General features: G+C 74.5%; 22 protein-coding genes. 12 read left to right on the top strand and 10 right to left on the bottom strand.

The genetic code is table 11. From position 1 onward, the window contains the following. Window positions 1–142: 142 nt before the first annotated feature. Window positions 143–490, bottom strand: a complete 348-nt coding sequence (locus ACWGKI_RS04945) for a PLD nuclease N-terminal domain-containing protein (RefSeq protein ID WP_380245619.1) — start codon at window positions 488–490, stop codon at window positions 143–145. A gap of 55 nt (window positions 491–545) precedes the next feature. On the opposite strand from ACWGKI_RS04945, the gene ACWGKI_RS04940 reads away from it, so the two are divergent. Beyond that, the gene (locus tag ACWGKI_RS04940) at window positions 546–884 is read left to right on the top strand and encodes a DUF4229 domain-containing protein (RefSeq protein ID WP_452185137.1); all 339 of its coding nucleotides are present in this window, start codon (window positions 546–548) and stop codon (window positions 882–884) included. On the opposite strand, the gene ACWGKI_RS04935 is transcribed toward ACWGKI_RS04940, so the two are convergent. Both ACWGKI_RS04935 and ACWGKI_RS04930 read right to left on the bottom strand, forming a co-directional pair. Next, window positions 867–1,736 carry a 1,4-dihydroxy-2-naphthoate polyprenyltransferase gene (locus ACWGKI_RS04935; protein ID WP_452185135.1) on the bottom strand — a complete coding sequence of 290 codons (870 nt, stop codon included), beginning with the start codon at window positions 1,734–1,736 and terminating at the stop codon, window positions 867–869. The two genes, ACWGKI_RS04940 and ACWGKI_RS04935, sit on opposite strands and share 18 nt — an antisense overlap. Before the next feature lie 50 nt (window positions 1,737–1,786). Then, a complete protein-coding gene (locus ACWGKI_RS04930; RefSeq protein WP_452185133.1) occupies window positions 1,787–3,088 on the bottom strand; it encodes an AMP-binding protein in 1,302 nt (433 codons plus the stop codon). A 111-nt stretch (window positions 3,089–3,199) separates the two neighbouring features. Between ACWGKI_RS04930 and ACWGKI_RS04925 the strand changes: the two genes are divergently transcribed. Together ACWGKI_RS04925 and ACWGKI_RS04920 are read left to right on the top strand one after the other, a co-directional pair. Beyond that, the gene (locus tag ACWGKI_RS04925) at window positions 3,200–4,321 is read left to right on the top strand and encodes a DUF3048 domain-containing protein (RefSeq protein WP_452185131.1); all 1,122 of its coding nucleotides are present in this window, start codon (window positions 3,200–3,202) and stop codon (window positions 4,319–4,321) included. Between the two features lie 74 nt (window positions 4,322–4,395). After that, a complete protein-coding gene (locus tag ACWGKI_RS04920) occupies window positions 4,396–5,454 on the top strand; it encodes a DUF3048 domain-containing protein (protein WP_452185129.1) in 1,059 nt (352 codons plus the stop codon). A gap of 21 nt (window positions 5,455–5,475) precedes the next feature. On the opposite strand, the gene ACWGKI_RS04915 is transcribed toward ACWGKI_RS04920, so the two are convergent. Together ACWGKI_RS04915 and ACWGKI_RS04910 are read right to left on the bottom strand one after the other, a co-directional pair. Continuing rightward, on the bottom strand, window positions 5,476–7,089 hold the full coding sequence (locus ACWGKI_RS04915; RefSeq protein ID WP_452185125.1) for an outer membrane protein assembly factor BamB family protein: 1,614 nt from the start codon (window positions 7,087–7,089) through the stop codon (window positions 5,476–5,478). Between the two features lie 62 nt (window positions 7,090–7,151). After that, the gene (locus ACWGKI_RS04910; RefSeq protein ID WP_452185123.1) at window positions 7,152–8,147 is read right to left on the bottom strand and encodes a 1,4-dihydroxy-2-naphthoyl-CoA synthase; all 996 of its coding nucleotides are present in this window, start codon (window positions 8,145–8,147) and stop codon (window positions 7,152–7,154) included. Between the two features lie 114 nt (window positions 8,148–8,261). Here ACWGKI_RS04910 and ACWGKI_RS04905 point away from each other — a divergent pair, with 114 nt between their 5' ends. From ACWGKI_RS04905 to ACWGKI_RS04890, 4 genes are all read left to right on the top strand, one after another. Continuing rightward, the gene (locus tag ACWGKI_RS04905; protein ID WP_380244972.1) at window positions 8,262–8,423 is read left to right on the top strand and encodes a hypothetical protein; all 162 of its coding nucleotides are present in this window, start codon (window positions 8,262–8,264) and stop codon (window positions 8,421–8,423) included. Between the two features lie 73 nt (window positions 8,424–8,496). Beyond that, the gene (locus ACWGKI_RS04900) at window positions 8,497–9,516 is read left to right on the top strand and encodes an o-succinylbenzoate synthase (RefSeq protein ID WP_380244971.1); all 1,020 of its coding nucleotides are present in this window, start codon (window positions 8,497–8,499) and stop codon (window positions 9,514–9,516) included. Further along, window positions 9,513–11,399 (top strand): 2-succinyl-5-enolpyruvyl-6-hydroxy-3-cyclohexene-1-carboxylic-acid synthase, encoded by a 1,887-nt coding sequence (gene menD / locus ACWGKI_RS04895; protein ID WP_452185121.1) that lies wholly within the window; start codon window positions 9,513–9,515, stop codon window positions 11,397–11,399. The genes ACWGKI_RS04900 and menD overlap by 4 nt, the downstream gene beginning before the upstream one ends. A gap of 96 nt (window positions 11,400–11,495) precedes the next feature. After that, the gene (locus tag ACWGKI_RS04890; RefSeq protein ID WP_452185119.1) at window positions 11,496–13,277 is read left to right on the top strand and encodes a trypsin-like peptidase domain-containing protein; all 1,782 of its coding nucleotides are present in this window, start codon (window positions 11,496–11,498) and stop codon (window positions 13,275–13,277) included. A 104-nt stretch (window positions 13,278–13,381) separates the two neighbouring features. Here the strand turns inward: ACWGKI_RS04890 and ACWGKI_RS04885 are convergent, their stop codons facing one another. Beyond that, complete coding sequence (locus tag ACWGKI_RS04885) at window positions 13,382–13,999, bottom strand: TetR/AcrR family transcriptional regulator (protein WP_380245331.1); 618 nt, start codon at window positions 13,997–13,999, stop codon at window positions 13,382–13,384. Window positions 14,000–14,153: 154 nt separating this feature from the next. Here ACWGKI_RS04885 and ACWGKI_RS04880 point away from each other — a divergent pair, with 154 nt between their 5' ends. Further along, on the top strand, window positions 14,154–14,744 hold the full coding sequence (locus tag ACWGKI_RS04880; protein WP_380245332.1) for a DUF6230 family protein: 591 nt from the start codon (window positions 14,154–14,156) through the stop codon (window positions 14,742–14,744). A 28-nt stretch (window positions 14,745–14,772) separates the two neighbouring features. After that, window positions 14,773–16,395 (top strand): DUF6114 domain-containing protein, encoded by a 1,623-nt coding sequence (locus ACWGKI_RS04875; protein WP_452185116.1) that lies wholly within the window; start codon window positions 14,773–14,775, stop codon window positions 16,393–16,395. Window positions 16,396–16,543: 148 nt separating this feature from the next. Here ACWGKI_RS04875 and ACWGKI_RS04870 read toward each other — a convergent pair whose 3' ends face one another. The 3 genes from ACWGKI_RS04870 to ACWGKI_RS04860 all read right to left on the bottom strand — a co-directional run bounded on the left by ACWGKI_RS04870 (window position 16,544) and on the right by ACWGKI_RS04860 (window position 21,184). Continuing rightward, entirely contained in the window at window positions 16,544–17,959 is a 1,416-nt protein-coding gene (locus ACWGKI_RS04870; RefSeq protein WP_380245423.1) for an isochorismate synthase, read from the bottom strand. A 67-nt stretch (window positions 17,960–18,026) separates the two neighbouring features. Beyond that, on the bottom strand, window positions 18,027–19,535 hold the full coding sequence (locus tag ACWGKI_RS04865; protein ID WP_452185114.1) for a nucleobase:cation symporter-2 family protein: 1,509 nt from the start codon (window positions 19,533–19,535) through the stop codon (window positions 18,027–18,029). A gap of 293 nt (window positions 19,536–19,828) precedes the next feature. Then, a complete protein-coding gene (locus ACWGKI_RS04860) occupies window positions 19,829–21,184 on the bottom strand; it encodes an 8-oxoguanine deaminase (protein WP_452185112.1) in 1,356 nt (451 codons plus the stop codon). A 261-nt stretch (window positions 21,185–21,445) separates the two neighbouring features. Here ACWGKI_RS04860 and ACWGKI_RS04855 point away from each other — a divergent pair, with 261 nt between their 5' ends. Together ACWGKI_RS04855 and ACWGKI_RS04850 are read left to right on the top strand one after the other, a co-directional pair. Then, window positions 21,446–22,141 carry a demethylmenaquinone methyltransferase gene (locus tag ACWGKI_RS04855; RefSeq protein ID WP_452185141.1) on the top strand — a complete coding sequence of 232 codons (696 nt, stop codon included), beginning with the start codon at window positions 21,446–21,448 and terminating at the stop codon, window positions 22,139–22,141. A 185-nt stretch (window positions 22,142–22,326) separates the two neighbouring features. After that, window positions 22,327–23,688 (top strand): MFS transporter, encoded by a 1,362-nt coding sequence (locus ACWGKI_RS04850; RefSeq protein WP_452185110.1) that lies wholly within the window; start codon window positions 22,327–22,329, stop codon window positions 23,686–23,688. A gap of 130 nt (window positions 23,689–23,818) precedes the next feature. Here the strand turns inward: ACWGKI_RS04850 and ACWGKI_RS04845 are convergent, their stop codons facing one another. Further along, window positions 23,819–24,034, bottom strand: a complete 216-nt coding sequence (locus ACWGKI_RS04845; RefSeq protein ID WP_380245147.1) for a hypothetical protein — start codon at window positions 24,032–24,034, stop codon at window positions 23,819–23,821. 322 nt (window positions 24,035–24,356) lie between these two features. On the opposite strand from ACWGKI_RS04845, the gene ACWGKI_RS04840 reads away from it, so the two are divergent. After that, on the top strand, window positions 24,357–25,670 hold the full coding sequence (locus tag ACWGKI_RS04840) for a geranylgeranyl reductase family protein (protein WP_452185108.1): 1,314 nt from the start codon (window positions 24,357–24,359) through the stop codon (window positions 25,668–25,670). Window positions 25,671–25,707 lie beyond the last annotated feature (37 nt).

The raw sequence follows: 25,707 nt of genomic DNA, 5'->3' as shown, positions 1-25,707 counted from the left end.
TACGGCATGCACTCGTCCGGGGGCCCCACCCCCGCCGCCCGCCCGCCCCCCCCCCGTGGTGTGTGTACCAACCGGGGGTCATTGCCCACCGTAATTCACGCCCTTTTCGTACCCACAGGGTCGGCCGACCCGCGGCTGGAGGTCAGGAGCTGTCGCCGGACTCGCGCTGGCGGCGGCGCTTCTCCTGCTCGAGGCGCCACAGGAACTCCGGGTCGTCGTCCGGCGCCACGGGGCCCGAGGGGCGGCGCGGACCGGCGGGGCCAGGGCGGCCCGGCCGCGAGGACGGGCCGCGGCCGCCGGACGCCCGGCGGCTCGCCTGCTTGACGATGATCCATGCGACGGCCCCGAAGATGGGCAGCAGCACGATGATCACCGCCCACAGCCACCGGGGGAGGCCGCCGCGTTCCTCCTCCTCGGACCCGGCGAGGTCGAGCAGGGCGTAGAGGGCGAGCCCTACCACGAGGAGCGGCAGGATCACACGCGCGAACATGCCCCCAGCCTAGTTCCGCGTCAAGGGGCTCAGGAATCGCGCCTACCCTGGACGGGTGCCTCTCGTCATGTACACCGTCTGGCGGATCCTGCTGTTCGTCGCCGCCCTCGGCGGCGGCTACCTGCTCGGTCTGCGCAGCTGGCTCCTCGTCCTCGTCGCCGCCGTCGTCGCCTTCGCCGTGTCGTACCTGGCGCTCGGCGGCCCGCGCGACTCGGCCGCTCGCTGGCTGGCCGAGAAGGAGCAGCGCCGCAAGGACGGCTCCGCGAAGCACGACGTGGACACCGACTACGAGGACGCCGTCGTGGACCGGGAGTCGGCCGAGGGGACGGGCACCGCTGCCGACGGCAGTGGCGCGGACGGCCGTGGTGCGGACGGCTCAGAGCGCCAGGCCTAGCCCCAGCAGCACGCCGTACGCCAGCTCGAACATGCCCGTGCCGGCGAGCACGCGGATCAGCGCCGGGCCGCGCGCCCCGGCCATGACCGGGACCACGAGCAGCGCCGCAGGCAGCAGCAGCACCGTGACGAGCATCGCCCACGGCGACCATGCCGCGCAGACCATCCCGAGCACCACGGGCAGCACGACGCACGCGGCGTACCAGCGGCGCGCCCGGTGGTCGCCCAGCCGCACCGCAAGGGTGCGCTTGCCCGCGACGGCGTCGGTCGGGATGTCGCGCACGTTGTTCACCATGAGCAGCCCGCAGGCGATCATCCCGACGCCGACGGCGCCGAGCACCGCCGGCCAGGTGAGCGTGTCGGCCTGCGTGTACGTGGTGCCGAGCGTGGCCACGAGCCCGAAGAACACGAAGACGCCCACCTCGCCCAGCCCCGCGTACCCGTACGGGCGCTTGCCGCCGGTGTAGTACCACGCGGCGAGCACGCACAGCACGCCCACGGCGAGCAGCCACCAGTGCCCGGTGACCGCGCACAGCGCCAGCCCCAGCACGCCGGCGACGCCGAACGACGCGAACGCGGCGCCCTTGACCCGGCCGGGCGGAACGGTGCCGGACGCGGTGAGGCGCAGCGGCCCCACCCGGTCCAGGTCCGTGCCGCGCACGCCGTCCGAGTAGTCGTTGGCGTAGTTGACGCCGACCTGCAGGGCGAGCGCGACGCCGAGGGCGAGCACGGCGGGCAGCCAGGCGAACGCATCGATGTCGGCCGCCGCGCCTGACCCGATCAGCACGGGTGCGGCTGCCGCCGGCAGCGTGCGGGGGCGTGCGCCGGCGATCCACTCGCTCGAGGTGGCCATCGTTCTCCGTCCGTCGGTGCGGCGCCAGGGCGTCGCGGTTCGCGAGCGGGTCAGGCGTGCGCCTCGTGCTCGCGGACGAGGGCGACGACGCCGCTGCGGTCCACCTTGCCGGGACCGCGCAGCGGGAGCGCGGCCGCGCGGTACACGCGGCGGGGCGCGGACGGCGCCCCCAGCCTAGTCGTCACGGCGGCCCGCACCCGCGCCAGCTCGGCGGGCGTGGCAGGGCGCAGCCGGCCCACCGCCACGGACGATGCCGGGGGGTCGGCCACGACGGCGACGAGCGCCTGCCCCCACTCCGGGTCCGGGACGCCGACGACGCACGCCTCCGCGCCGAGCAGCTCGCCGACGAGCGCCTCCACCGGGGCCGGGGCCACGTTCACCCCGCCCGTCACGACGACGTCGTCGGCGCGTCCCAGGACGCGCAGCGTGCCGTCCGGCGCGAGCTGCCCCAGGTCCGACGTGCGGAACCAGCGCGAGCCGTCCGGGTCCGTGCGGAACGCCGCCGCGGTGGCTGCGTCGTCGCCCAGGTAGCCTGCAGCGAGGGTCGGCCCGCCCAGCTCGACCACCCCCACCGCAGAAGTTGTCAGACCCAGGCGCGGGTATGACGGGTCCTGGTTCTGACAACTCTCGAGCGCCGCAGGGCTGTCAGAACCAGGGCATGCCCTGCCCGCGCGTGGTTCTGACAGGTCGGGGCGCAGGCGCACGCGGACGCCGCGCAGGGGCACGCCGTCGTACACGCAGCCGCCGGCGGTCTCGGACATGCCGTACGTCGTGACGATGCGCACGCCCGCCGCGGCCGCCCGGTCCAGCAGCGCGGGCGGCGACGCCGCGCCACCGAGCAGCACCGCGGCGCACCGGGCCAGCGCCGCCAGCCCGCGCGGGGAGCCGTCCTGGGCCGCCGTGAGCAGCCGGTGCACCTGGGTCGGCACGAGCGAGACGTAGACCGGCTCATCGCCCGCCGCCGCCAGCGCGGGCTCGAGCAGGTCGGCAAGTCCGTCGGGCGTGAACCGGGCGTCCGGGTCCGCGGCCGCCAGGGGCGTCCCGGCGAGGACCGAACGCACCAGCACCTGCAGGCCCGCCACGTGGGTCGGGGGCAGCGTCAGCACCCACCGGCCGGGCCCGCCGAGCCGCTCGTGCGTCGCCTCCGCCGACGCCCGCAGCGCATCGGCCGTCAGCGCCACCTCGCGCGGGGTGCCCGTCGAGCCCGACGTGCGCACCACGAGAGCCGTGCCCGCGGGCGGTGCGGCGGCCGTGGTGCGGGGCAGGGGGACGACGGCGGGTCCGCCGTCGAGGGAGTCGCGCACGGCGTGGCGGAGCGCGCCGACGGTTGGGGGGAGCGAGGGTCCGGGCACCGCACCAGGGTAGGTCCGGCCCCCGGGCCGCCCTGCCGTAGGGTGGTCCGGTCCCGGCCCGGGGGGAGCCCGCGGGCCGCCTGCCGGACCACGTCGAGGAGGACGCCGAGGATGCCCACGATCTCCGGAGGCACCGCCCACGGGGCGCGCCGTGCCCGGTCGGGAGCCGCCGCCGCGCTCGTCGCGCTCGCGATGCTGGCCACGACGGCGTGCGGGGCGGGCGAGCCCACCGCGCCGCCCACCGTGACCGCCTCGCCGGACGTCGCGGTCCCGAAGACGGCGGCACCCGCCCCGGTGCTGCCGAAGCCCGAGCCGAAGCCGAAGCCCGTCGTGTGGCCGCTGACCGGCAAGCGGACCGGCACCCCGAAGGTCCCGGCACGGCCCGCCGTCGCCGTGAAGATCGAGAACTCCACCGCAGCGCGCCCGCAGCGCGGGCTGCAGCGGGCGGACATCGTGTGGGAACAGGTGGTGGAGGGCGGGATCACCCGCTACGTCGCCGTCTACCACTCGTCGCTGCCGTCCACGGTGGGCCCGGTCCGGTCCGTGCGGCCCATGGACCCGGCGATCGTCGCCCCGATGCACGGGATCCTCGCCTACTCGGGCGGCCAGCCGCCCTTCATCCGCGCCGTCGGGAAGGCGGGCGTGCAGTCGGTGACGATGGACAGCGGCGACCCGGGGTTCCGGCGCAGCGGTGACCGGCCCGCACCGCACAACGTGTACGGCTCGGTGAAGACGTTCGCCAAGCAGGCGAACAAGGGCCGCGCCACGCCGCCGCCCGCCCAGTTCTCCTACGCGGCGAAGGTCGGCCAGGGCTCGGCGGCCACGAACGACCGCCGCGGGCACGTCGTCGACGTCCGGCTCTCCCCGCTGCAGCGCACCGTGTGGCGGTGGAAGGCGAAGACGAAGACGTACGCCCGGTACGACGGCTCGACGCCGTCGGTCTCGTCCGGGCACCAGCTGCGCGCCCGGAACGTGCTCGTCCTGTCCGTCGCGATGAAGAACACCAGGTATCGCGACCCCAGCGGCGCCCCCGTGCCCAAGACGCGGCTCTCCGGCCGCGGCGGCGGGGTGCTCCTCACCGGGGGCACGGCACTGCACGTGACATGGAAGAAGAAGGGCACGCGCGCGCGGCTCGTCCTCACGGCACCGAACGGGAAGCCCGCCACGCTCGACCCCGGGAACCTGTGGATCGAGCTCGTGCCGCGCGGCAGCGGGTCGTGGCGGGTGAGTTGACGCCGGATCGGGGATCCCCCGACATACGGTGAGCTGTGATCGCGCGCACAGCCCGCCGCCTCCCGGAGGACCGCATGACCGCCACGCACCGCACGTCCCACGCCGGCACCGCGACGGCCGTCGCACTGGCAGCCCTCCTGGCGCTCGGGGCCTGCTCGTCCGACGCGCCCGCCCCGCAGGCCACGCCCGACACCACCGCGGACAAGGGCGCGCCCCCCTCCCCGGAGGTGCCCCCGGCCTGGCCGTTGACGGGAGTCCGGTCGGACGAGGTCGCCGCCCGGCCGGCGCTCGCCGTCAAGATCGAGAACGCCCCGGAGGCGCGCCCGCAGACCGGCCTGGAGGACGCCGACCTGGTGTGGGAGGAGGTCGTCGAGGGCGGCATCACGCGCTTCGTCGCCGTGTACCACTCGAGGCTCCCGAAGGTCGTGGAGCCGGTGCGCTCGGTGCGGCCGATGGACCCGGACGTCGTCGCCCCGCTCGGCGGCGTCCTCGCCTACTCGGGCGGGCAGGCGCCCTTCATCGCGGAGGTCGAGAAGTCCGGCACGCAGTCGGTCATCATGGACCGCGGCGACGCGGGCTTCTCCCGCGACCCGGACCGCGCCGCACCGCACAACGTGGTCGGGGACGTGCACGCCTTCCTCGACCAGGCCGACGACGACCGGGCGGCCCCCCCGCCCGCACAGTTCCGCTACGCGGGCGCCGCGGGCGACGGCACGGCGAGCGCCGACGGATCCCAGGCCGCCACGGTGGACGTCGAGCTCAGCCCGGCGCAGCGCAGCGTGTGGGACTGGTCGGGCAAGCAGAAGCAGTGGCTGCGCAGCGAGGGCTCGCGGGAGTCCGTCTCCGCGGCGGGGAAGCGGCTGGCGGCCACCAACGTGCTGGTGCTGTCCGTCGACGTCGTGGACACGAAGTACAAGGACCCGGCCGGTGCCCCGGTGCCCAAGACCGAGCTGGTCGGCCAGGGCAAGGGCGTCCTCGCGACGGGCGGCAAGACGGTGCCGGTGCGGTGGTCGAAGAAGGACCAGAGGTCGCCGGTGCAGGTCACCCACGACGGCGAGCCCGCCGAGCTCGACCCGGGCAGCACGTGGGTCGAGCTGGTCCCGAAGGACGGCGGCAGCTGGAAGGTCTCCTGACCCGCACCGTCCGCCGGGGACCTAGCCCAGGCCGTGCACGGTGTCGTCGACGACCACCACGTGCCCGCCGACGGACTGCAGCTGACCGAGGTAGCCCCGCTCCAGCCGGTCCCACGCCGTGACGCCGTCGCGGAGGTCGAGGGCGACCAGGCGGCGCCGGTCGCCGTCGCCGCTGATGCCGACGAGCAGCCGGGTGCCGTCCGTGACCGCTCCGACGAGCCAGTCGCCGGACCCGTCCGCCGTGCGCCGGAGCAGGTCGTCACGGGCCCAGATCTCGGCGCCCGTGGCGGCGTCGAGCCCGACGAGCTCGCCGCCGTCCTGCACGACGACGACCCCTGCCACCCGCGCGAGCACGCCCCCGATGTCGTCGAGCGGGGCGTGCCATTGTTCTGCACCGTCCGCGCCGATCGCCCTGAGCTGCAGCTGCCCCACCGCCTGGCCCAGGTCGGGCAGCACGAGGAAGGAGCCGTCGGGGTCGTCGTCCACCGCCGGAGGGACCAGCCATCCCGGCACCGTGGCGACCACCGTGCCGTCGTCGTCGAGCACGGTGCTCTTCTGGTCGCTGACGACGACGTGGCGGCCACCGGGCAGGGGCTGCGTCCACCCGTCGGTGGCCGCGTCGATCACGGTGCCGCCGGGCGTCATGAGCACCGACGTGCTGCACACGGACATCGTGACGTCCGTCGGGGACGCGCCGACCGCAGGGTTGATCATCACCTCCGGCTCGGCGCCCCCGTCCTGCATCATGCCGCACTGCTCGAGGTCCTCCGGCCGGAGCCGCAGGGTCGCCTCGCCCCGCACCTCGCCGGTGAGCGCGTCCTCGACGCGCAGCGTCGGGTCGACCCAGCCGTCGGCGCGGAGCCGGCGCAGGGTGTCCGCGTCGGGCACGCCGTCGGGCGGCCAGGGCGCGGTGGCGTCCGTGACGCCCTCGGCCACGGCGAGCGCGCCCCCGGCGGCGGGCACCACGACGGGGGCGTCGGGCGGGGCCGCCTCGTCGTACGCGTCGGACCGCGCAGGGCCGAAGGGCCGCTCGCCGAGGACGGCGCCGTCGGCGTCGAGCACTGTCACGCGGCGGTCGTCAGCCGCGCCGCTGAGGCAGACCGCGATGGTGGCCGGCGTGCTCGCGTCGCCCCGGAAGCTCCCTTGCGGCCCGCACGTCGGGTACGGCCCGACGTCGTGCCGCCACGCCTCGCGCCCGGTGCCCGCGTCCGTCGCCACCGCGTCGGTCCCCTGGGTGGTGAGCACGAGCCCGCCGGCGAGCGTCGTCAGCTCGTCGGTGCCGTCCGTGAGCTCCCAGCGCTCCGTCAGCGGCTCGGACAGGTCGCCGACCGCGCCCGGCAGCCCGTGCACCGCCTCGGCGCGGAGCCGCTCGGCCCGGGCGTCCAGGAGGCCCGGCGCGAACCCGGCGGTCGCGGCGGCCACCACGACGGCGGCGGTGCTCGCCGCGACGGCGACGCGGCCGCCGCGGGACAGGGCGCGCCAGCGGGCGACCGCACGGTCGCGCAGCTCCGCCAGCCACCGTCGGGCCTGCCCCGGCTCGGGGTCGTCCGGGACGAGGTCCGCGTCGTCCTCGCGCTCGTCGTCCGGCACGAGCTCGAACGTCATGAGGTCGGGACGACGGAACCTCGGCGGCATGCCCGGAGGCTACCGGCGCCGAGGACGTCGCGCGCGGACGCGTCCGGCCGTGGCGCGCGCCGTCAGAAGGCGTACGGGAACCGCGACCAGTCGGGGTCGCGCTTCTCCAGGAACGCGTCGCGGCCCTCGACGGCCTCGTCCGTCAGGTAGGCGAGGCGGGTGGCCTCGCCGGCGAACACCTGCTGGCCCATGAGACCGTCGTCGGCGAGGTTGAAGGCGAACTTCAGCATGCGCACGGCCTGCGGCGACTTCCCGGCGATGGTGCGGGCGTACTCGACGGCCAGGGTCTCGAGGTCGTCGTGCTCGGCCACCTCGTTCACGCCGCCCCACCGCTCGGCGTCGTCGGCGGAGTACTCGCGGGCGAGGAAGAAGATCTCGCGCGCGCGCTTCTGGCCCACCTGGCGGGCCAGGTACGCCGACCCGTAGCCGCCGTCGAACGAGCCGACGTCGGCGTCGGTCTGCTTGAACCTCCCGTGCTGGCGGCACGCGATCGACAGGTCGGCCACGACGTGCAACGAGTGCCCGCCGCCGGCGGCCCAGCCGTCCACGACGGCGATCACGACCTTCGGCATGGTGCGGATGAGCCGCTGCACCTCCAGGATGTGCAGGCGCCCGGCGCGGGCGGGGTCGACGGCGTCGGCGGTCTCGCCCAGGACCTCGCCGCCGCCGCCGGCAGGGTCGTCGACGGCGGTCGTGTACTGGTAGCCGGAGCGTCCGCGGATGCGCTGGTCGCCGCCCGAGCAGAACGCCCAGCCGCCGTCCTTCGGCGACGGGCCGTTGCCGGTGAGCAGGACGGTGCCGACGTCGGACGTCATGCGGGCGTGGTCGAGCACCCGGTACAGCTCGTCGACGGTGTGCGGGCGGAAGGCGTTGCGCACCTCGGGCCGGTCGAAGGCGACGCGCACCACCGGCAGGTCGCGCACGACGGCGCCGTCCGCGGCACGCTCCACCCCCCGGTGGTAGGTGAGGTCGGTGAGGCCCTCGAACCCGGTCACCTCGCGCCAGCGGGCGGGGTCGAAGGTCTGGGACACGGGCCGGGGGAGTGGTGCGCTGCTCACGCCGCCACCCTAGTTCCGGTTCGGGCGCCGGGTACCGGTGCCGGGCGGAGGTCGCGGCGCGCCGACATCATCCTGGTCCTCGGCGTCCTCCGGGCGCACCCTGAGGGTATGGGCATGCTGGAACCCGACGACGACGTGGTGGACCCGCAGGACGTGGCGCACGAGATCTTCGTGTACGACGCCGAGACGGTCCGCCGCGACGCGCAGCGCATCGGTGGCCGTCCCGCTCCCAGCCCGCTGTCGTACGAGCCGGGGCTGACGGAGTTCACCGACTGATCGAGGCCCCGCGGCCGCGGGCCCCGGCGTCCTGGCGCGCGTGCGCTCCGCGGGCGGCCAGTAACCTGAACGCGTGCAGCTCCTCCGTGAACTGGTGTACCGCACCCCGCTGACCACCCGGTTCCGCGGCCTCGACGTGCGCGACGGCGTCCTGCTGCGCGGTGCGGCCGGCTGGGGGGAGCTGTCCCCGTTCTGGGACTACGACGACGCCGAGTCCGCCACCTGGCTGCGCGCGGCGCGCGAGGCCGCGGACGTCGGCTTCCCCGCCCCGGTCCGCGACCGGGTGCCCGTCAACGTCACCGTGCCCGCCGTCGGCCCCGAGCGCGCCCGCGAGATCGTGCTGGCCTCCGGCGGGTGCCGCACCGCGAAGGTGAAGGTCGCGCAGCGCGGCCCCGCCGTCGGGGGGAGGCCGGGCCCGCTCGAGCCGCTCGCTGCGGAGGAGGCGCGGGTCGCCGCGGTCCGCGCCGCGCTCGACGAGCTGCACGGCCCCGGCGTCGGCGCCGTCCGCGTGGACGCGAACGGCGGCTGGTCGACCGACGAGGCGCTGGCCCGCATCCCCGTCCTCGACGCCGCCGCGGGCGGTCTGGAGTACGTGGAGCAGCCGTGCGCGTCCGTGCCCGAGCTGGCCGCCGTGCGGCGCGGGCTCCGCTCGCCGGTGCCGGTCGCGGCGGACGAGTCGATCCGCCGCGCCGCCGACCCGCTGCGGGTGGTGCGCGAGGACGCCGCTGACGTCGTCGTGCTCAAGGTCCAGCCCCTCGGTGGCGTGCGCGCCTGCCTCGACCTCGCTGCGCAGGTGGGGCTGCCCGTCGTCGTGTCCTCCGCCCTGGAGTCGTCCGTGGGCCTGGCCGCGGGGGTGGCGCTCGCCGCGGCCCTGCCGGAGCTGCCCTACGCCTGCGGTCTCGCGACGTCGCAGCTCCTCGTGCACGACGTCGTCGCGGAGCCGCTGCTCCCGGTCGACGGCGCGCTGCCGGTGCGGCGGCCCGCGCCCGACCCCGACGCCTTCGCCCGCGCGGAGGCCGACGACACGACACGCGACCGCTGGCTCGCCCGGTACGCCCGTCTGGCCACGCTGGTCGAGCAGGTGCCCGCGTGAGCGCGCCGCAGGGGAGCCCTGCGCTGCCGCCGTCCGTCGTGGCGGCGCGCGCCGTCGTGACCGACCTCGCGCTGCAGGGGGTGCGCGACGTCGTGCTCGCGCCCGGATCGCGCTCGGCGCCCCTGGCGTACGCGCTCGCCGAGGCCGCGGAACGCGGACTGCTGACGCTGCACGTGCGCGTCGACGAGCGCTCCGCCGGGTTCCTGGCGCTCGGCCTCGCCCGGGGGAGCGAGCCGATCCTCCGGCACGCGGGCGGTGCCCCCGTCGAGGTGCCGCCCGCGGTGGCCGTCGTGACGACGTCCGGCACCGCCGTGGCCAATCTCCATCCGGCGGTCCTGGAGGCGCACCACACGGGGGTGCCGCTCGTGCTGCTCACCGCCGACCGGCCCCACGAGCTGCGCGGCACCGGCGCCTCCCAGACCACCGACCAGGTGGGGCTGTTCGGCACGGCCGTCCGGTACGCCGTCGACGTGCCCGCCCCCGACGGGCGCGACGGCGAGGTGCGCGACCTGCTCGGCGCCCTCGGCCGGGCGCTCGCCGCGGCCCAGGGGCTGCGCGACGGCCACCCCGGTCCCGTGCAGGTCAACCTCGCCTTCCGGGACCCGCTGCACCCGCCGGCCCCGCTCGCCCCGCCCGCGCCGGAGGAGGTCTGGCCCGACGGCTTCCGCCGGACCGCCGTCGCCCCGGCCGCGCCCGGCCCCGGCGGCGACCCCGCGCTCGGGGGCGACCCCGCCCGCACGCTCGTCGTCGCCGGCGACGGCGCGGGCCCCGACGCGCGTGCCGTCGCGGAGGCGCAGGGCTGGCCGTTGCTCGCGGAGCCGTCGTCCGGGGCGTGCGGCGGGCCGAACGCCGTCGCCGCGTACCGGTCGGTCCTGGGCGTCGACGAGCTCGCCCGCGAGGTGGAGCAGGTGGTCGTCTTCGGCCGCCCGACCCTGTCCCGTCCCGTGCAGCGGCTCCTGGCGCGGCCGGACGTGGTCGTCACGGTCGTCGCGCCGGGCGGCGGTCCGTGGCCGGACGCCGCGCGCAACGCCGAGGTGGTCGTCCCGCGGCTCGCGGACCGGTGGTCGTCGCCGACCGCGCCGCCCGCACCCCCGGCGTCCGCCGTGTCCCCCGCGTCCCACGGTGCCGACGGTCGCCCGGGCGACGGGTTCCTCGCCCGCTGGCAGGCGGCGGGGCACGCGGCGGCCGCTGTCGTGGCCGCGGCGACCGCCGACGAGGCCGTCACGGACGGGCTGCACACCGCCCCGCAGGCGGCCCTCGCCGTCGCGCGGGCCGTGGCCTCCGTCCTCGGTCCGGACGACCTGCTGGTCGTGGGCTCCTCCAACCCCGTCCGCGACCTCGACCTGGTGCTCGGCCTCGACCACCCGCAGGCGGGCGACCTGCCCGACGTGCTCGCCAACCGCGGGCTCGCCGGGATCGACGGGACCGTCTCGACCGCGACCGGGGTGGCGCTGGCCGCCGCCCGGCAGGGCCGTCGCACGCGCGCGCTCGTCGGCGACCTCACCTTCCTGCACGACGCCGGCGGGCTGCTGCGCGGCCCGCACGAGCCGCCCGTCGACCTCGAGATCGTCGTGGTCAACGACGACGGCGGGTCGATCTTCGCCACCCTGGAGCACGGCGCGCTCGCCGCGTCGTCCGCGGCCGGGTCGGCCACGTTCGAGCGGGTGTTCGGCACCCCGCACGGCGCCAACCTGGCGCAGCTGTGCGCGGGGTACGGCGTGGACCACCAGCTGGTGCTCGACGTCGGGTCGCTGCGGCACGCGCTGCGCGCACCGACCCGGGGTGTGCAGGTCATCGAGGTGCGCGTGCCGCGCGCCGACCGGCTCGAGGAGTCGCGCCGCCTGGCCGCGCAGGTCGCTGACGCCGTCCGTTCGACGCTCTGACCTGCGACGACATGATTCGCAGGATCTTCTCAGGTTGAGCCAAGCACCGCACCAGGATCGGATGGTGTCCTAGGGGCACACATCGAGGAGGGCACCATGAGCACCGACAACCCGGGCGCACCGCAGCCGTCGGACGCCGAAGAGCCGAACCGCCGCGCGACCCCGCCCGCCGAGCAGCCGGGCCAGCAGCCGGGCGCCGCGGAGCAGGCCGCCTCGCAGCCGGCCTCGCAGGACACCCAGCACCTCTCCGTGCAGCCGACCCAGCAGCTCCCGACGTCCCCGGCGCAGCAGCCGGCGCCGCCGCAGCCGACCGCGCCCCAGCCGCGCTACGGCCAGATGGCACCCGGTTCGCCGTACTACGGGCAGCAGCAGCCGTACCAGCAGCACGGCGCGCCGCAGCAGCCGTACGGCCAGCAGGCCCAGCACGGCCAGCAGGGCCACCAGCCCGGCCAGCCGTACGGCCAGCAGGGCGTGCCCGGCAACCCCTACGCGACGGCGCAGAGCCCGCAGGGTCAGCACGGTCAGCACGGTCCGCAGGGACCGCAGGGCAGCCGCGACACGGCCACGACCACGCAGCGCCAGCGCCCCGTGTGGGTGCCGGTCACGACCGCCGCCGTCGCCGCCGCGATCCTGGCGAGCCTGGGCACGGCCGCCGCGACCGGTGCGTTCGACGAGGGCGACCCGTCGTCCCTGGCCAGCGTCGGCTCGTCGCAGAACCAGTCGACCGACGAGGCGCCGGTGAAGAGCTCGACGTCGAGCAACCCGAACTGGGAGGCCGTCACGACGGCCGTCGCACCGTCCGTCGTGGCGATCCAGGTGCAGAGCCAGGCGGGCGGCGCCGAGGGCTCCGGCGTGGTCTACGACGACAAGGGCCACATCCTCACCAACAACCACGTCGTGTCCGGCGCGCAGGACGACACGGTGCAGGTCACCCTGTCCGACGGCCGCCTGTACGAGGCGACCATCGTCGGCACCGACCCGACCACCGACCTCGCCGTCGTCCAGCTGAAGAACCCGCCGGACGACCTGAAGCCGGCGTCCTTCGGCACCGCCGACGACGTCACGGTGGGCGACGCGGTCCTCGCCGTGGGCAACCCGCTCGGCCTGGCGAACACCGCCACGACGGGCATCGTGTCGGCGCTCGACCGGCCCGTCTCCGCGACGGGCGAGGACGGCAGCACGCAGGTCGTCACGAACGCCATCCAGATCGACGCCGCGATCAACCCGGGCAACTCGGGCGGCCCGCTGTTCAACGCGCAGGGCCAGGTCATCGGCATCACGTCGTCGATCGCGACGCTCTCCGGCGGGATGAGCGGCAGCAGCCAGTCCGGCTCGATCGGCCTCGGGTTCGCCATCCCTGTGGACCTCGCGAAGAACATCGCGGACCAGCTGATCAAGGACGGCACGGCGCAGCACGCCTTCCTGGGCGTCACCATGCAGGACACCACGGTCACGGCCGACGACGTCACGCGTCGGGGCGCCAAGGTCATCGACGTGTCGTCCGGCTCGCCTGCCGCCGACGCCGGCCTGCAGTCCGGCGACGTGATCGTCGCGATCGACGACGACGCCGTCAACGGTGCCGAGTCCCTCACCGCGTACGTGCGGGAGAAGGCGGCCGACCAGAAGGTCACGCTGACGTACGTCCGGGACGGCAAGACGCAGACCGTCGACGTCACGCTGGCGGTCCGCGACGAGTCGTCGTCCGCCGGCCAGGGCAGCGGGAACCAGAACGGCCAGGACGGCCAGAACGGTCAGGGCCAGGACGGTCAGGACAACCAGGACCAGGGTGGCCAGAGCGGCGACGGCTCCGACTCGACCAACCCGAACAATCTTCCGGACTGGCTGCGCGACCTGCTCCAGGGCGGGAACGGCAGCTGACCGGAGTCAGACAGCCCCGCGGGCCCGCGACCACCTCCCCCTCCCCGTCGCGGCCCGCGGGGCTTTGCCGTCCCTGAGGTCGGCCGGACGGGTCGGCGGGGTGGTCAGCCGGCGGTGCCGGTGGGCGCCGTCGTCGGGCGCAGGGCCGCGAGAACGCCGAGCGCGCTGCGCTCCAGGAAGTCGGCCAGCTCCGACGCGGGGATGCGGGGATCGGTCGCGGCCTCCACGAGGGCCTGCTCGGCGAACGAGATCCAGGCGTTCAGCGCGACGTCGAGGAGCGGACCGGACTCGACGCCGATCTCCTGGAAGGCGTCACGCAGGTGACCGGCGAGGACGTCGCGGGCGTGCTGCACGGTGGTGCGCACCTCCTCGTCCCCCGACGCCGCGCCGCGCACCAAGGAGTAGAAGGTCGCGTCGTGGTCGTGCACGAACTCGACGAACCGGTCGAGGGTGTCGCGCAGGCGCTCGCGGGGCGGCAGCTCGGGGCGGGGCCGGGTCGCGTGCAGCATGGCGTCGCGCGCGGTGCGGACGATGGCGGAGTGCAGCCCCTGCCGGTTGCCGAAGTAGTAGTGCACGAGGCCGGGGGAGACGCCGGCCTGCGCCGCGAGGTCCTCGACGGTGACGGCCTCCAGCGGGCGGTCGGCGAGGGCCGCGACGCCCAGCGCGACGAGCTGCTGCCGACGTTCGTCGGGGCTCATCCGGGTGCGTCGCGCGGCTGCCATGACCAGAGCATATGTCCGCCCGCGAGGTCGCAGACGGGCCGCGCACCGCGGCCGGGGCGCGCTGCTGCGGGTCTATTGACGGCGCCTCAGTAAGGGGCGTACCGTCGCGACTCGTCGGCGACACAGGGGTCGCCAAGTCGTCTGTGGAGGGAAAATGAAGCTCAGCGCACTGACGCGCACGCGTCGAGGCCGTGCGATGCTCGCCGCGGTCCCGACGGTCGCGGTCCTCGGTGTTCTCATGGGCGGGGTCGCCCAGGGCGCCGTGCCCGTGTCGATGACCGTCTCCGGCCAGCAGTTCAAGATCTCGGCGGACACCCTCAAGGGGACCGGCTTCTCCCAGTACGCGGGCTCCACCAAGGACGCCCAGGGCAAGGTGCAGCCGGTCGCGATCGCGAACATCAAGGACGCGAAGCTGTACAACCTCTGCCAGTCGGTGAAGATCCCCAAGATGCCGCTGGGCCTGCTCATCACCGCGGGCACCGACAAGGACGCGCCGGTCGAGGCGACCGACCTGCAGATCGGCATGAGCGACCTGCGCGGCACCGCGACGTTCAACACGATCCGCATCGGGGTGGACGCGTCGACCGTCAACACCAAGGAGCACGGGTCCGAGGGCGACTTCGCGATGGACTCCGACGGGATCAACATCAAGGACCTGAAGCAGGTCTCGACGAGCACGTCGGCCGCGGTGTTCAAGCTCACGGACCTGCATCTGAAGATCTCCGACGGCACCGAGTGCTTCTGAGTCGCCCCGGAGTCAGGGAGGAGTCCGCGTGAGCGACGAGAACACCTCGGTCGAGGCGTCCCCCGAGGGGCCGGCCACCCGCCGTCAGCGGTTCGCCGCATGGCGGGTGGCCCGGCCCTTCTGGGGCGGCGCCGTCACGATCCTGGCAGGGCTGGTCCTGTGGTTCTCGGGCCGGCTCCAGCTCGACAACATGGAGATCCAGCTCGGCATCGAGGGCATGCAGTCCACGCTGCTCCCGGTGGCCCTGGTGCTCCTCGGCGTGCTGGTGATGGTCCAGCCCCAGTTCCGGGTGTTCTACGGGGTCATCACGCTGGCGATCGCGGTCTACTCCCTGCTCGGCGTCAACCTCGGCGGCTTCGGGATCGGCATGGTCCTGGGCGTCGTCGGCGGCATCCTCGCGGTGTCGTGGATGCCGCGCACCGCCGAGGACGGCACGACGGCGGGCTCGACGGCGGGCTCGGCGGGTCACACCGCCGAACCCGCCGCGGGCCCGGCCGACCCGCGGTCGGACGGCGAGGAGGTCACCCTCGCCGAGCTCCTGCCGTTCGAGGACCGGCCGGCGCGGGGCGGCCGGCACGCGTCGGTCGCGGCCGCGGTGGTGGTGCTCGCGCTCGGCAGCACCGGGGCGACGGCGGTGCAGACCGGCGTCGTCGCCCCCGCGCAGGTACGCACCGCGTCGGACTGCTGGGACCCGCTCGGCTGGCTCGAGTGGGCGTGCGGGTCCGCCGACGACCCGGGGGCGACGCCCAGCCCCTCGCCGTCCGCCACCGACGCCGGGACGACCGACGACGGGACCGCCGGGGCCGGCACGACCGACGGCGGCACGGCCGACGACGGCGCGGCGACCGGTGACGGGGCGGGCGACACGGTCACGGAGCCCGGTGCCACCGCGTCGGGGGACGCGGGCGGCACCGGCTCCGGGTCGGGGTCCACGGTGATCGACCCGTCGGACGGCGCGGCAGGCGCGACGGCGGACGACCAGGCCGGGACGACCGACGACGCCGAGAAGTCCGACAAGACGTCCGACGAGAAGTCCGACGACGAGAAGTCCGACGACGAGAAGTCCGACGACGAGCCCACCGAGGCGGAGGCGCAGGATTCCGTCGAGAAGGAGGCTCGCCTCGAGCTCGGTCCGTGTGCGCGGATCACGTTCGGCGGCGAGTACGACCTCACCATCTCCCTGCCGGGGGACTGCGGCAGGCGCGAGGACGCGAACGTGTTCTCCCTCGACGCCGACCTCGAGACGCGTGACCTCCAGCTCCCGCTCACCGGCATCAACGGGATCGACGTCGTGAACGTCCCGGTGACGAACGACGGACCGCGGCGCGACGCCCTGCGCCTCTCGGTCGACTCCGTGAAGGTGCCCGGCTTCTGGCTCAAGACGTACGCCGACAACAACGGCACGCTGGGCGGCACGGTCACGGACGCCGACTCCGTGTCGATGCAGGGCAACGCGCAGATGTACATCTCGTCCATCCACGCGAACCTTCCCGACGGCGAGGACCTCGCCGACCTGGGGGAGCAGCTCGTCGGCGGTGCGTCGCTGGTGGAGATGCTGCTGGGCCTCACGGACGCGCGGATCGGGCTCATGGGCGCGACCTCGGACGTCCAGGTGTGGTCCGACTTCCGAGAGCAGGTCTGGGAGCGGTAGCAGCCGAGGTAGTACGAAGGGCGCCGAGGGGGACGTACTACCTCGGCGCCCTTCGTGCTATTTCGGCGCGGCGCGGACTACCTCGGCGGGGCGCGGACTACCTCGGCGGGGCGCGGACTACCTCGGCGGGGCGCGGACTACCTCGGCGTCAATCCGCGCCGAGCGCCCACCGCATGGGGACCAGCTTGGCCTCGGACTCGGCGAGCTCGGCCTCCGGGTCGGACGCCGCGACGATGCCGCAGCCGGCGAACAGGCGCACGTGCCGCGGGTCCGTCTGCGACAGCTCCGCCGAGCGCAGGGCGATGCCCCACTCGCCGTCGCCGTCCGCGCCGACCCAGCCGACGGGCCCGGCGTACCGGGACCGGTCCATGCCCTCGATCTCGCGGATGAGGTCGCGCGCCACGACCGTCGGCGTGCCGCACACGGCGGCCGACGGGTGCAGCGCGGCGGCGAGGGTCAGGGACGACGGGGGGCGCTCCCGTCCGCCCGGCGCGACGCGGTCCAGCACGCCCGTGACGTCGGACGCCAGGTGCATGACGTTCGGCAGGTGCAGCACGAACGGGGCGTCGGGGACGTTCATCGACGAGCAGAACGGCTCCAGGGCGCGGGCCACGGAGCGCACCGCGTACTCGTGCTCCTCGAGGTCCTTCGAGGAGCGGGCCAGCTGTGCCGCGTGCAGCAGGGCGTCGTCGTCCGACATCCCCGTCTCGCGGCGGATCGTGCCCGCCAGCACGCGGGACGTCACCAGCCCCTTCTCGCTGCGCACGAGCAGCTCCGGGGTGGCGCCCACCATGCCGGACACGGAGAACGTCCAGCACGCCTCGTACCGGTCGGCCAGCCGGTGCAGCAGCCACCGCGGGTCCAGGGGGTGCTCGGTGGTCGCCAGGACGTCGCGCGCCAGGACGACCTTCTCCAGCTCGCCCGACTGGATCCGGGCCACGCCCTCGCGCACGACGGCGGGCCAGTCGCCCGCCGCGACCGCGCCGTCGGCGAACCGGACACGGCCGGGCGCCGGGACGGGGCTGCGGGGCTCGCGGCGCAGCGCCTCGGTGCCCGGTGCGGCGTCGAGGCTCGCCCCCGGGGTGATCGTCGTCATCCAGGTCACGCCGCCGCGGCGGCCCACGAGCACCCGCGGCACCACGAGGGAACCGTCCGGGCGTGCGCGCCCGACGTCGTCGCCGTCCTGGTCGTCGAGCTGGCCGGCGTCGTCGAACGCGAAGGTGCCGAACGCGACCGGTCCCGTGCCGGGCAGGCGGACGTCGTCGCGGACCACGGCCCGCGCGAGCGTGGCCTGCCAGGCGGCCTCGGCGTCCGCGAACCGGCCGGGGCCGAAGGTGTCGAAGCGCAGCGCCTCGCCCCAGCCGACGAGGCCGTCGCCGCGCCGCACCCAGCTCAGCGGCCGGGCGTCGGGCAGGAGGTCGACGAGGGCGGTCAGACCGCCGGGGAGATCGTCGATCCGGGTGGTGCGGACCAGGAGCGCGAGGGGCTCGGTCGCGGGACCGGGGGCGGTGCCGGTGGTCGTGCCCGGGTGGGGGCGCGGCGCCGGCAGGGGCGTGGCGGACATCGGCTCCAGAGTACGCCCGGAGGCCCGCCACGCCCTTCCACGTGCGGTGCTCAGGTGTGACGCACGGTCACGGCGTGGTCGCGCCGTCGCGGCGCTCGTCGGCACGCTCGTCGGCCGGTGCGTCCGCGCGGCCGCGCGGGGCGCGGTTCGAGCGGTTGAGGACGCCGTCGTCCGCCAGGTCCTCCAGCTGCTCGTCGTCGACCGCCTTGCTCGCGGTGCCCTTCACGAACACCGAGGGGTTCTCCGGCGTGCCCGCCTTGATGTGGTTGAACAGGATGTTCAGCAGGATCGCCATGAGGGCGGCCGAGCTGATCCCCGAGTGGAAGATGGTGCCGAACCAGGTCGGGAACTGGTCGTAGAAGTCCGGCTTGGCGATCGGCACCATGCCGAACGAGATCGACGCCGCCACGATGACGAGGTTCATCGAGTTGCCGTAGTCCACCTTGGCGAGGGTGCGGATGCCGGACGCCGCGACCGAGCCGAACAGCACGACTCCCGCACCGCCGAGCACGGGCGTCGGGACCGCGGCGACGACGCGGCCCAGCACCGGCAGCAGGCCCAGGACGACGAGGATCGCCCCGCCCGCCGACACGACGAAGCGCGACTTGATGCCCGTGATCGCGACCAGGCCGACGTTCTGCGCGAACGCCGACTGCGTGAAGGAGCCGAAGAACGGCGACACCACCGACGACGCCATGTCCGCGCGGAGACCGTTCGCGATCCGCTTGCGGTCCACCTTCGTGCCGACGATCTCGCCGACCGCGATGATGTCCGCCGTCGTCTCCGTGAGCGTCACCAGGATCACGATGAGCATCGAGACGATCGCGGCGACCTCGAACGTCGGCGGGCCGTACGCCAGCGGCGTGGGGAACGCGAAGATCGGGCCGTCGCCGACGCCCCCGAAGTCCGCCTTGCCCAGCACGAGCGCGATGAGCGTGCCCGCGACGATCGCGATGAGGATCGACAGCCGCGAGACCGTCCCCGACCCGACCTTCGACAGCAGGATGACGATCGCGAACGTGAGGAACGCGAGGCCGATGTTGCTCGTCGAACCGTAGTCGGGCGCCTCGGCGTTGCCGCCCATCGCCCAGTTCGCCGCCACGGGCATCAGCGTCAGGCCGATCGTGGTGATCACCACGCCGGTCACCACCGGCGGGAAGAACCGGATGATCTGCGCGAAGAACGGCGTGATGAGGAAGCCGATCGCCGACGAGACGAGCACGGCGCCCAGCACCGCCTGGATCCCGCCCCCGCCGCCGACGATGGCGACCATCGTCGAGACGCCGGCGAAGGACACGCCCTGCACCAGGGGCAGCTGGGAGCCGAAGAACCTGATGCCCACCGTCTGCAGGATCGTCGCGAGCCCGCCGATGAACAGCGAGGCGGCGACGAGCGTCCCGATCTCCGCCGGCGTCAGGCCGGCCGCGCTCCCGACGATCAGCGGCGGGGCGATGATGCCGCCGTACATCGTGAGGACGTGCTGGAAGCCGTACCCGAACGTGGCGCCGAGCGGCAGCCGCTCGTCCTCGGGCCGGGTGGGGCTGGTCACCGCGCGGGCGGTGGTGGACCGTGCCATAGCGGACCTCCTTGTTCGCTACCGAGTCAGGTTCACTCTTCCGACTAGCGGAAGAAGCCTTCCATCATTCGACCGGCAAAGGGTGAGGCGTGTCAACCCCTCCCGGGCCACGGATTGCCGTTGAGTAGTCGTCGGGCGGAGCGGGCGGGTCGTGAGTGACGTGGCGTCCGAGCGGGAAGTCCTTGTCGCGAGGCACGCCATCCGCCGCTCGTTCCTCGCGGCTCCCGCCAGGCCCGACCAGCCTCGCGACAAGGACTTCCCGCACGGACGTCGCGTGCGGCTCGCGCGGAGGGTCAGCCGGCGACGAGGCGGCGGGCGGCGTCGCGGTGCTCAGCGAGGAGCGCGGGCAGGTCGAGGTCGACGACGTGGCCGTCGACGACCCGCCAGTCGCCGCCGACCATGACCCGGTCGGCGCGGTCGGCGCCGCACAGCAGCAGCGCGGCGACCGGGTCGTGCGAGCCCGAGAAGCGGGGCTCGTCGAGACGCCACAGGGCGAGGTCGGCCTGCTTGCCGACGGCGAGGACGCCGAGGTCGTCGCGGCCCAGCACACGGGCCGAGCCGCGCGTCGCCCAGCCGAGAGCGCGGGCCACCGGCACCGACGCCCCGTACTTGAGGCGCTGCAGGTAGAGGGCCTGGCGGGCCTCCAGGATCATCGTGGACGCGTCGTTGGACGCCGAGCCGTCGACGCCGAGCCCGACCGGCACCCCCGCGTCCTCGAGCTCCAGGACGCGGGCGATGCCGGACGCGAGGCGCATGTTCGACGTCGGGCAGTGCGCCACGCCGGTCCCTGCCGCGCCCAGGCGCGCGATCTCCTGGCCGTCGAAGTGGATGCCGTGCCCGAGCCAGGCCCGGTCGGTCAGCCAGCCGACCGACTCCAGGTAGTCCACCGTGCGCATCCCGAACCGCTCGCGCAGGAAGTCCTCCTCGTCGATCGTCTCCGCGAGGTGGGTGTGCAGGCGCACGTCGTGCCGCGCGGCCAGCTCGGCCGTGTCCCGCATGTTCTGCGTGGTCACGGAGAAGGGTGAGCAGGGCGCGAGGGCGATCTGGATCCGGGCGCCCGCACCGCGCTCGTGGTACGCGCCGATCAGGCGTTCCGAGTCCGCCAGGATGGTGTCGGCGTCCTGCACCACCGACTGCGGGGGCAGCCCGCCGTCGTCCGTGCCGAGCGTCATCGAGCCGCGCGTGAGCGTGGCCCGCATGCCGAGCTCCCGCACGGCCTCGACCTGGATGTCGATCGCGTCGTCCAGCCCCGCCGGGAAGACGTAGTGGTGGTCGGCGGCCGTGGTGCAGCCCGACAGCAGCAGCTCCGTCAGCGCGACCTTCGTGGCGAGCTCGTGCGCGCGCGGCGTGAGCCGGGCCCACACCGGGTACAGCGTCGTCAGCCACGGGAAGAGCTCGGCGTCCGCGACCGGGCCCCAGGCGCGCGTGAGCGTCTGGTAGAAGTGGTGGTGCGTGTTGATCAGGCCGGGCGTGACGACGTGCTCCGCCGCGTCGAACGTCTCGTCGACGGGCGCCGCAGGGCTGGCGCCGGCCGCCACCAGCTCGCTGATCACGCCGTCCGAGACGACGACGCCGCCGCGCGCGTCGGGTGCTCCAGTGGAGTCGTCGGCGGTGAAGACGGCCAGCGGGTTCTTGATCCAGGTGCTCATCGGTGCCTCCTGACGGCGACGCCGGGGGAGCGGCGCCACGTCGCGCCGGCTCAGTGGGCCTGTCTGCCGATCCAGGGAGCGCCGGCCTCGTGCCGCCGTCCCGCACGACGCTAGGACACCGGTGGCCGGGTGGCAACGGTCAGGCAACGGTCAGATCGGCAGTCCCCGCTCACGTCGGCAGTCCGAGGTGCCGACGTGAGCTGGAACTGCCGACCTGTGGCGGCACGTGGCGGTCGGCCGTCCCGTGCGACGATGGCACGCATGCCGCGCGCCAGCCTGGACAAGGACCCCGCCGAGGTCGCGTCGATGTTCGACGGCATCGCCCGCCGGTACGACCTCGTCAACGATCTCGTCTCGCTCGGGCAGGACCGCCGCTGGCGCCGGGCCGTGGTCGAGGCCGTCGCCGCCGTCCCCGGCGAGCGGGTGCTGGACCTGGCCGCCGGCACCGGCACGTCGAGCGAGCCGTTCGCCGCCGACGGCGCGCTCGTCGTGCCGTCCGACATCAGCCTCGGCATGCTCACCGTCGGCAAGGGGCGCCGCCCGGACCTGTCGTTCGTCGCCGGCGACGCCACCCGCCTCCCGTTCGCGGACGCCGCCTTCGACGCCGTGACGATCAGCTTCGGGCTGCGCAACGTGGTCGACACCGACGCCGCCCTGCGCGAGATGCTGCGGGTGGTGCGGCCCGGCGGCCGCGTCGTCGTGTGCGAGTTCTCCACGCCCACCTGGGCGCCCTTCCGCGTCGTCTACCAGGAGTACCTGATGCGCGCGCTGCCCGTGGTGGCGGGCGCGGTCACCCGCGACCGCGGGTCCTACGACTACCTCGCCGAGTCGATCCGCGCCTGGCCCGACCAGGCCGCGCTGGGCCGCCGTCTGCTCGCCGCCGGCTGGGAGCGGGTGTCCTACCGGAACCTCGCCGGGGGCGTCGTCGCCCTGCACCGGGGCCTGCGCCCCGCCTGACCGTTCTGCGCGGCAGCTCGCGGCTCCGTCGGCACTTCGAAGTGCCGACGGGACCGCGAACTGCCGCCGCGATCCTCCGGCGCCCTTTGACCTCGTGGACCGGGGCACGTATCGTCGCCGACGCCTGAAACGATTCAAGGACGACGTGCGGCACGGTGACGTGCCCAGCAGGGAAGGCAGGGTCGATGACGACACCGGGGACCACACCGACGACCACACCAGGGAACGGGACGCGTCCCGCGACGGCGGGGGCCCCGCTGCACGGGTACCGGGCCACCGTCGCGGTCGCGATGTCCAACTACATCGAGGCGGGCTCGATCATCGCCCTGGCCACCAGCCTCACGCTGTGGCAGGAGCACTTCGGCCTCAGCAACCTCGCCGTGGGGCTCGCGGCCGCGCTGAGCGCCAACGCGTTCGGCGCGGCGGTGGGCGCCATGGTCGGGGGACCGCTCGGCGACCGGTACGGCCGCAAGTTCATCTACACCTACGACCTGCTGCTGTACATGCTCGGCACGGCGTTCATCGTCTTCGCCGCCGCCCCGTGGATGCTGTTCGTCGGCATCGTCCTCACCGGCATCGCCGTGGGTGCCGGCGTCCCCGTCGCCTGGACGTACATCGCCGAGGAGGCGCCCGACCACCAGCGGGCCCGGCACGTGGGCACCGCACAGCTCGCGTGGTCGCTCGGGCCGTTCGTCGGCTTCGTGCTCGCCACCGCGCTCGTGCCCCTCGGGCTGCTCGGCAGCCGGATCGTCTTCGCGCACCTGTTCGTCATCGCGTTCGTCACGTGGTGGGTGCGGCGCGGGCTCGCGGAGTCGGACGTGTGGAAGGAGTCGAACGCCAAGCAGGTCGCCCTCGGCCGCAGGCGCCGCGGCTTCCGCGAGCTGGTCTCGCACCCGCAGAACGTCAAGGCGCTGCTGTTCCTCGTCGGCGTCTATGCCCTGTGGAACACGGTCGCGGGCCAGGCAGGCATCTTCATGCCCCGGGTGTACCAGACGGCCGGCGTCGAGAGCGCCGTCGCGCAGAACCTCCTGCAGGTGCTGGTCTGGGGCCTGACGTCCGCCGCGACCTTCTGGGGCTTCATGCGGTACGGCGACCGGGTGAGCCGCCGCCTGCTCTACGGCCTCGGCGCGGTCCTGGCCGTGGCGGCCTGGATGATCCTGGCCTTCGTGCCGCACGTCTCCATGCCGCTGCTCGTCACCTACGCCGTGCTGTGGGGCGTGTCCGCCGGCATCGGTGCCCAGGCGTTCTACGCGCTGTGGACGGCGGAGCTGTTCGCCACGGCCTACCGGGCCTCGGCCCAGGGCGTGCTCTTCTTCGTGGCGCGCATCGCGGTGGGCCTGCTGAGCTACGTGTTCCCGACGATGCTCGCCGAGCGGGGCGTGCCGTTCGTGGGCGGCATCATGGTCGCGCTGCTCGTCGCCTCCCTCGTCATCGGCGTCGTCTGGACGCCGGACACCGCGGGCAAGAGCCTCAAGGCGATCGAGCGGGAGCGCTACGGCGCGGACCTCGACGACGCCGAGCCGGCGGCCGCCCGCCGAGCCACCTGAGCAGCTGAGCCACCTGAGTACCTGAGCGGGGGCCTGAGCACGGAACTGAGCTCGGGCCTGAGCGCGGACAAGCCGGGCGACGCACGGTGTCGTCGCCCGGCCCTCGTGCCCTCGTGCAGGGCGCCGGAGGTCAGGCGCTGGTGGTGCGGTCCTTGAGGGCGGCGCCCTGCTCCTTGGCGAAGTCGCTCACGGTGCTCGTGACGTCCGAGACCTTGGCCTGGACGCGCGGGTCCTTCCAGGTCTCCGTCGCCCAGTTCTTCGCCTGGTCGAGCTTCTGCCGGCCCTTCTCGGTGCCGAACAGGTAGCCGAGCGCTGCTCCGACGACGAATGCGGGTCCTGCCTTCATGGGGCGAGCCTCCTGAGGGTCTCGTGCGGGTGCTGCCTTGGTCCGTGCCCACGACCGTAGGCACGTCACGGGATCCACGCACCTTGCGGCAGGTCCCCGACATCCCCCTGGGGCGGCCCGGCTGGCACACTGGTGGCACCCCGCCGGACCTGCGGTGACGTCTCCACCGCGGCGCACCCGGGGCCGGCCGCCGACGAGGAAGGGTTACCTTCCTACACATCGCCCCGCGAACGTGGCTAGAGTGCTCGACAAGAGTTGTGATGGGGTTCACAAATCGACTCCGGCACCGTCGCCGGGGCGCTCGAGGGAGCGAGGTGAGAACGTGCGGGCAGGTCGTCTGGACGACGCTGACGTCATCGTGGTGGGTGCCGGTCCGGCCGGGACGTCCACCGCTCACTGGTGCGCCTCCGCCGGCCTCGACGTGCTCGTGCTCGACAAGGCGTCCTTCCCCCGGGACAAGGTCTGCGGCGACGGGCTCACGCCCCGCGCGGTCGGGGAGCTGGCCCGCATGGGCCTCGGCACCCGGGCCGAGGACGGGTGGATCCGCAACGAGGGCCTGCGCGTGGTGGCCGGGGCGCGCTCGTGGGAGCTGCCCTGGCCCGACCTGGACTCCTTCCCCGGCTACGGCATGGCGCGGTCCCGGATGTCTCTCGACCACCGCCTCGCGCAGCACGCGCAGGCCAGCGGCGCCAAGCTGCTGGAGCGCACCAAGGTGACCGCACCCCTGCGCGACGAGCGGGACGGCCGTGTCGTCGGCGTGCGGACCCAGCCCCTCGACGGCGACGGTCGCGCCGACGGCGCCGAGACCGTCTACCGCGCGCCCGTCGTGGTCGCCGCCGACGGCGTCTCCTCGCGCTTCGCGACCGGCCTCGGCGTCACGCGCCGTGACGACCGCCCGATCGGCACGGCGGTGCGCACCTACTTCCGCACGGAGGGGACGTCGCGGCACGAGGACGCGTGGATGGAGTCGCACCTCGAGCTCTGGGACGGCGCGCCGGGCGCGTCGAACCTCCTTCCCGGCTACGGCTGGATCTTCGCCCTCGGGGACGGCACGGCCAACGTCGGCCTCGGCTCGGTGAGCTCCACACCCGCGCGGCAGTCCGCGGCAGGGCACGACTACCGCGGCATGATGCAGGCCTGGATGCGCAACGCCCCCGCCGAGTGGGGCTTCACGCCCGACAACCAGGTGGGCCCCGTCCGCGGAGCGGCCCTGCCGATGGGGTTCAACCGCAGCCCGCTCTACTCCGCGGGCGCGCTGCTGGTGGGTGACGCCGCGGGGATGGTCAGCCCGTTCAACGGCGAGGGCATCGCCTACGCCCTGCAGGCCGGGCGGGTCGCGGCCGACGCCATCGCGCAGGCCCGGACCCGCACCACCGACGACGCGCGGGAGCACACGCTCGCGTCCTACGCGGACCGCATGCGCGCCGACCTGGGCGGCTACTACACGTTGGGCCGCTGGTTCGTGCGGCTCATCGAGCACCCGCAGATCATGCGGCTGTGCGTGCGGTACGGGCTGCCGCGGCAGGTGGTCATGCGGTTCGTGCTCAAGCTGTTGTCCGACTGCTACGAGCCGCGGGGCGGTGACTGGGTGGACCGGGTCATCGCGGGGCTCACCAGGGTGGTCCCAGCGGCATGAGCGCACACGAGCACAAGGGAGTGGTCGAGATGCACGA

The organism is Isoptericola sp. NPDC055881, assembly GCF_053615895.1.
This window is presented reverse-complemented; position numbering and strand designations above follow the sequence as displayed.

What these genes read in the sequence shown, in the direction of transcription:
- ACWGKI_RS04865 (WP_452185114.1), bottom strand. Translation starts at nt 19,535, where the DNA reads ATGGCACGGTCCACCACCGCCCGCGCGGTGACCAGCCCCACCCGGCCC.
- ACWGKI_RS04885 (WP_380245331.1), bottom strand. Translation starts at nt 13,999, where the DNA reads ATGGCAGCCGCGCGACGCACCCGGATGAGCCCCGACGAACGTCGGCAG.
- ACWGKI_RS04855 (WP_452185141.1), top strand. Translation starts at nt 21,446, where the DNA reads ATGCCGCGCGCCAGCCTGGACAAGGACCCCGCCGAGGTCGCGTCGATG.
- ACWGKI_RS04890 (WP_452185119.1), top strand. Translation starts at nt 11,496, where the DNA reads ATGAGCACCGACAACCCGGGCGCACCGCAGCCGTCGGACGCCGAAGAG.
- ACWGKI_RS04850 (WP_452185110.1), top strand. Translation starts at nt 22,327, where the DNA reads ATGACGACACCGGGGACCACACCGACGACCACACCAGGGAACGGGACG.
- ACWGKI_RS04945 (WP_380245619.1), bottom strand. Translation starts at nt 490, where the DNA reads ATGTTCGCGCGTGTGATCCTGCCGCTCCTCGTGGTAGGGCTCGCCCTC.
- ACWGKI_RS04905 (WP_380244972.1), top strand. Translation starts at nt 8,262, where the DNA reads ATGCTGGAACCCGACGACGACGTGGTGGACCCGCAGGACGTGGCGCAC.
- ACWGKI_RS04925 (WP_452185131.1), top strand. Translation starts at nt 3,200, where the DNA reads ATGCCCACGATCTCCGGAGGCACCGCCCACGGGGCGCGCCGTGCCCGG.
- ACWGKI_RS04870 (WP_380245423.1), bottom strand. Translation starts at nt 17,959, where the DNA reads ATGTCCGCCACGCCCCTGCCGGCGCCGCGCCCCCACCCGGGCACGACC.
- ACWGKI_RS04880 (WP_380245332.1), top strand. Translation starts at nt 14,154, where the DNA reads ATGAAGCTCAGCGCACTGACGCGCACGCGTCGAGGCCGTGCGATGCTC.
- ACWGKI_RS04935 (WP_452185135.1), bottom strand. Translation starts at nt 1,736, where the DNA reads ATGGCCACCTCGAGCGAGTGGATCGCCGGCGCACGCCCCCGCACGCTG.
- ACWGKI_RS04915 (WP_452185125.1), bottom strand. Translation starts at nt 7,089, where the DNA reads ATGCCGCCGAGGTTCCGTCGTCCCGACCTCATGACGTTCGAGCTCGTG.
- ACWGKI_RS04845 (WP_380245147.1), bottom strand. Translation starts at nt 24,034, where the DNA reads ATGAAGGCAGGACCCGCATTCGTCGTCGGAGCAGCGCTCGGCTACCTG.
- ACWGKI_RS04860 (WP_452185112.1), bottom strand. Translation starts at nt 21,184, where the DNA reads ATGAGCACCTGGATCAAGAACCCGCTGGCCGTCTTCACCGCCGACGAC.
- ACWGKI_RS04920 (WP_452185129.1), top strand. Translation starts at nt 4,396, where the DNA reads ATGACCGCCACGCACCGCACGTCCCACGCCGGCACCGCGACGGCCGTC.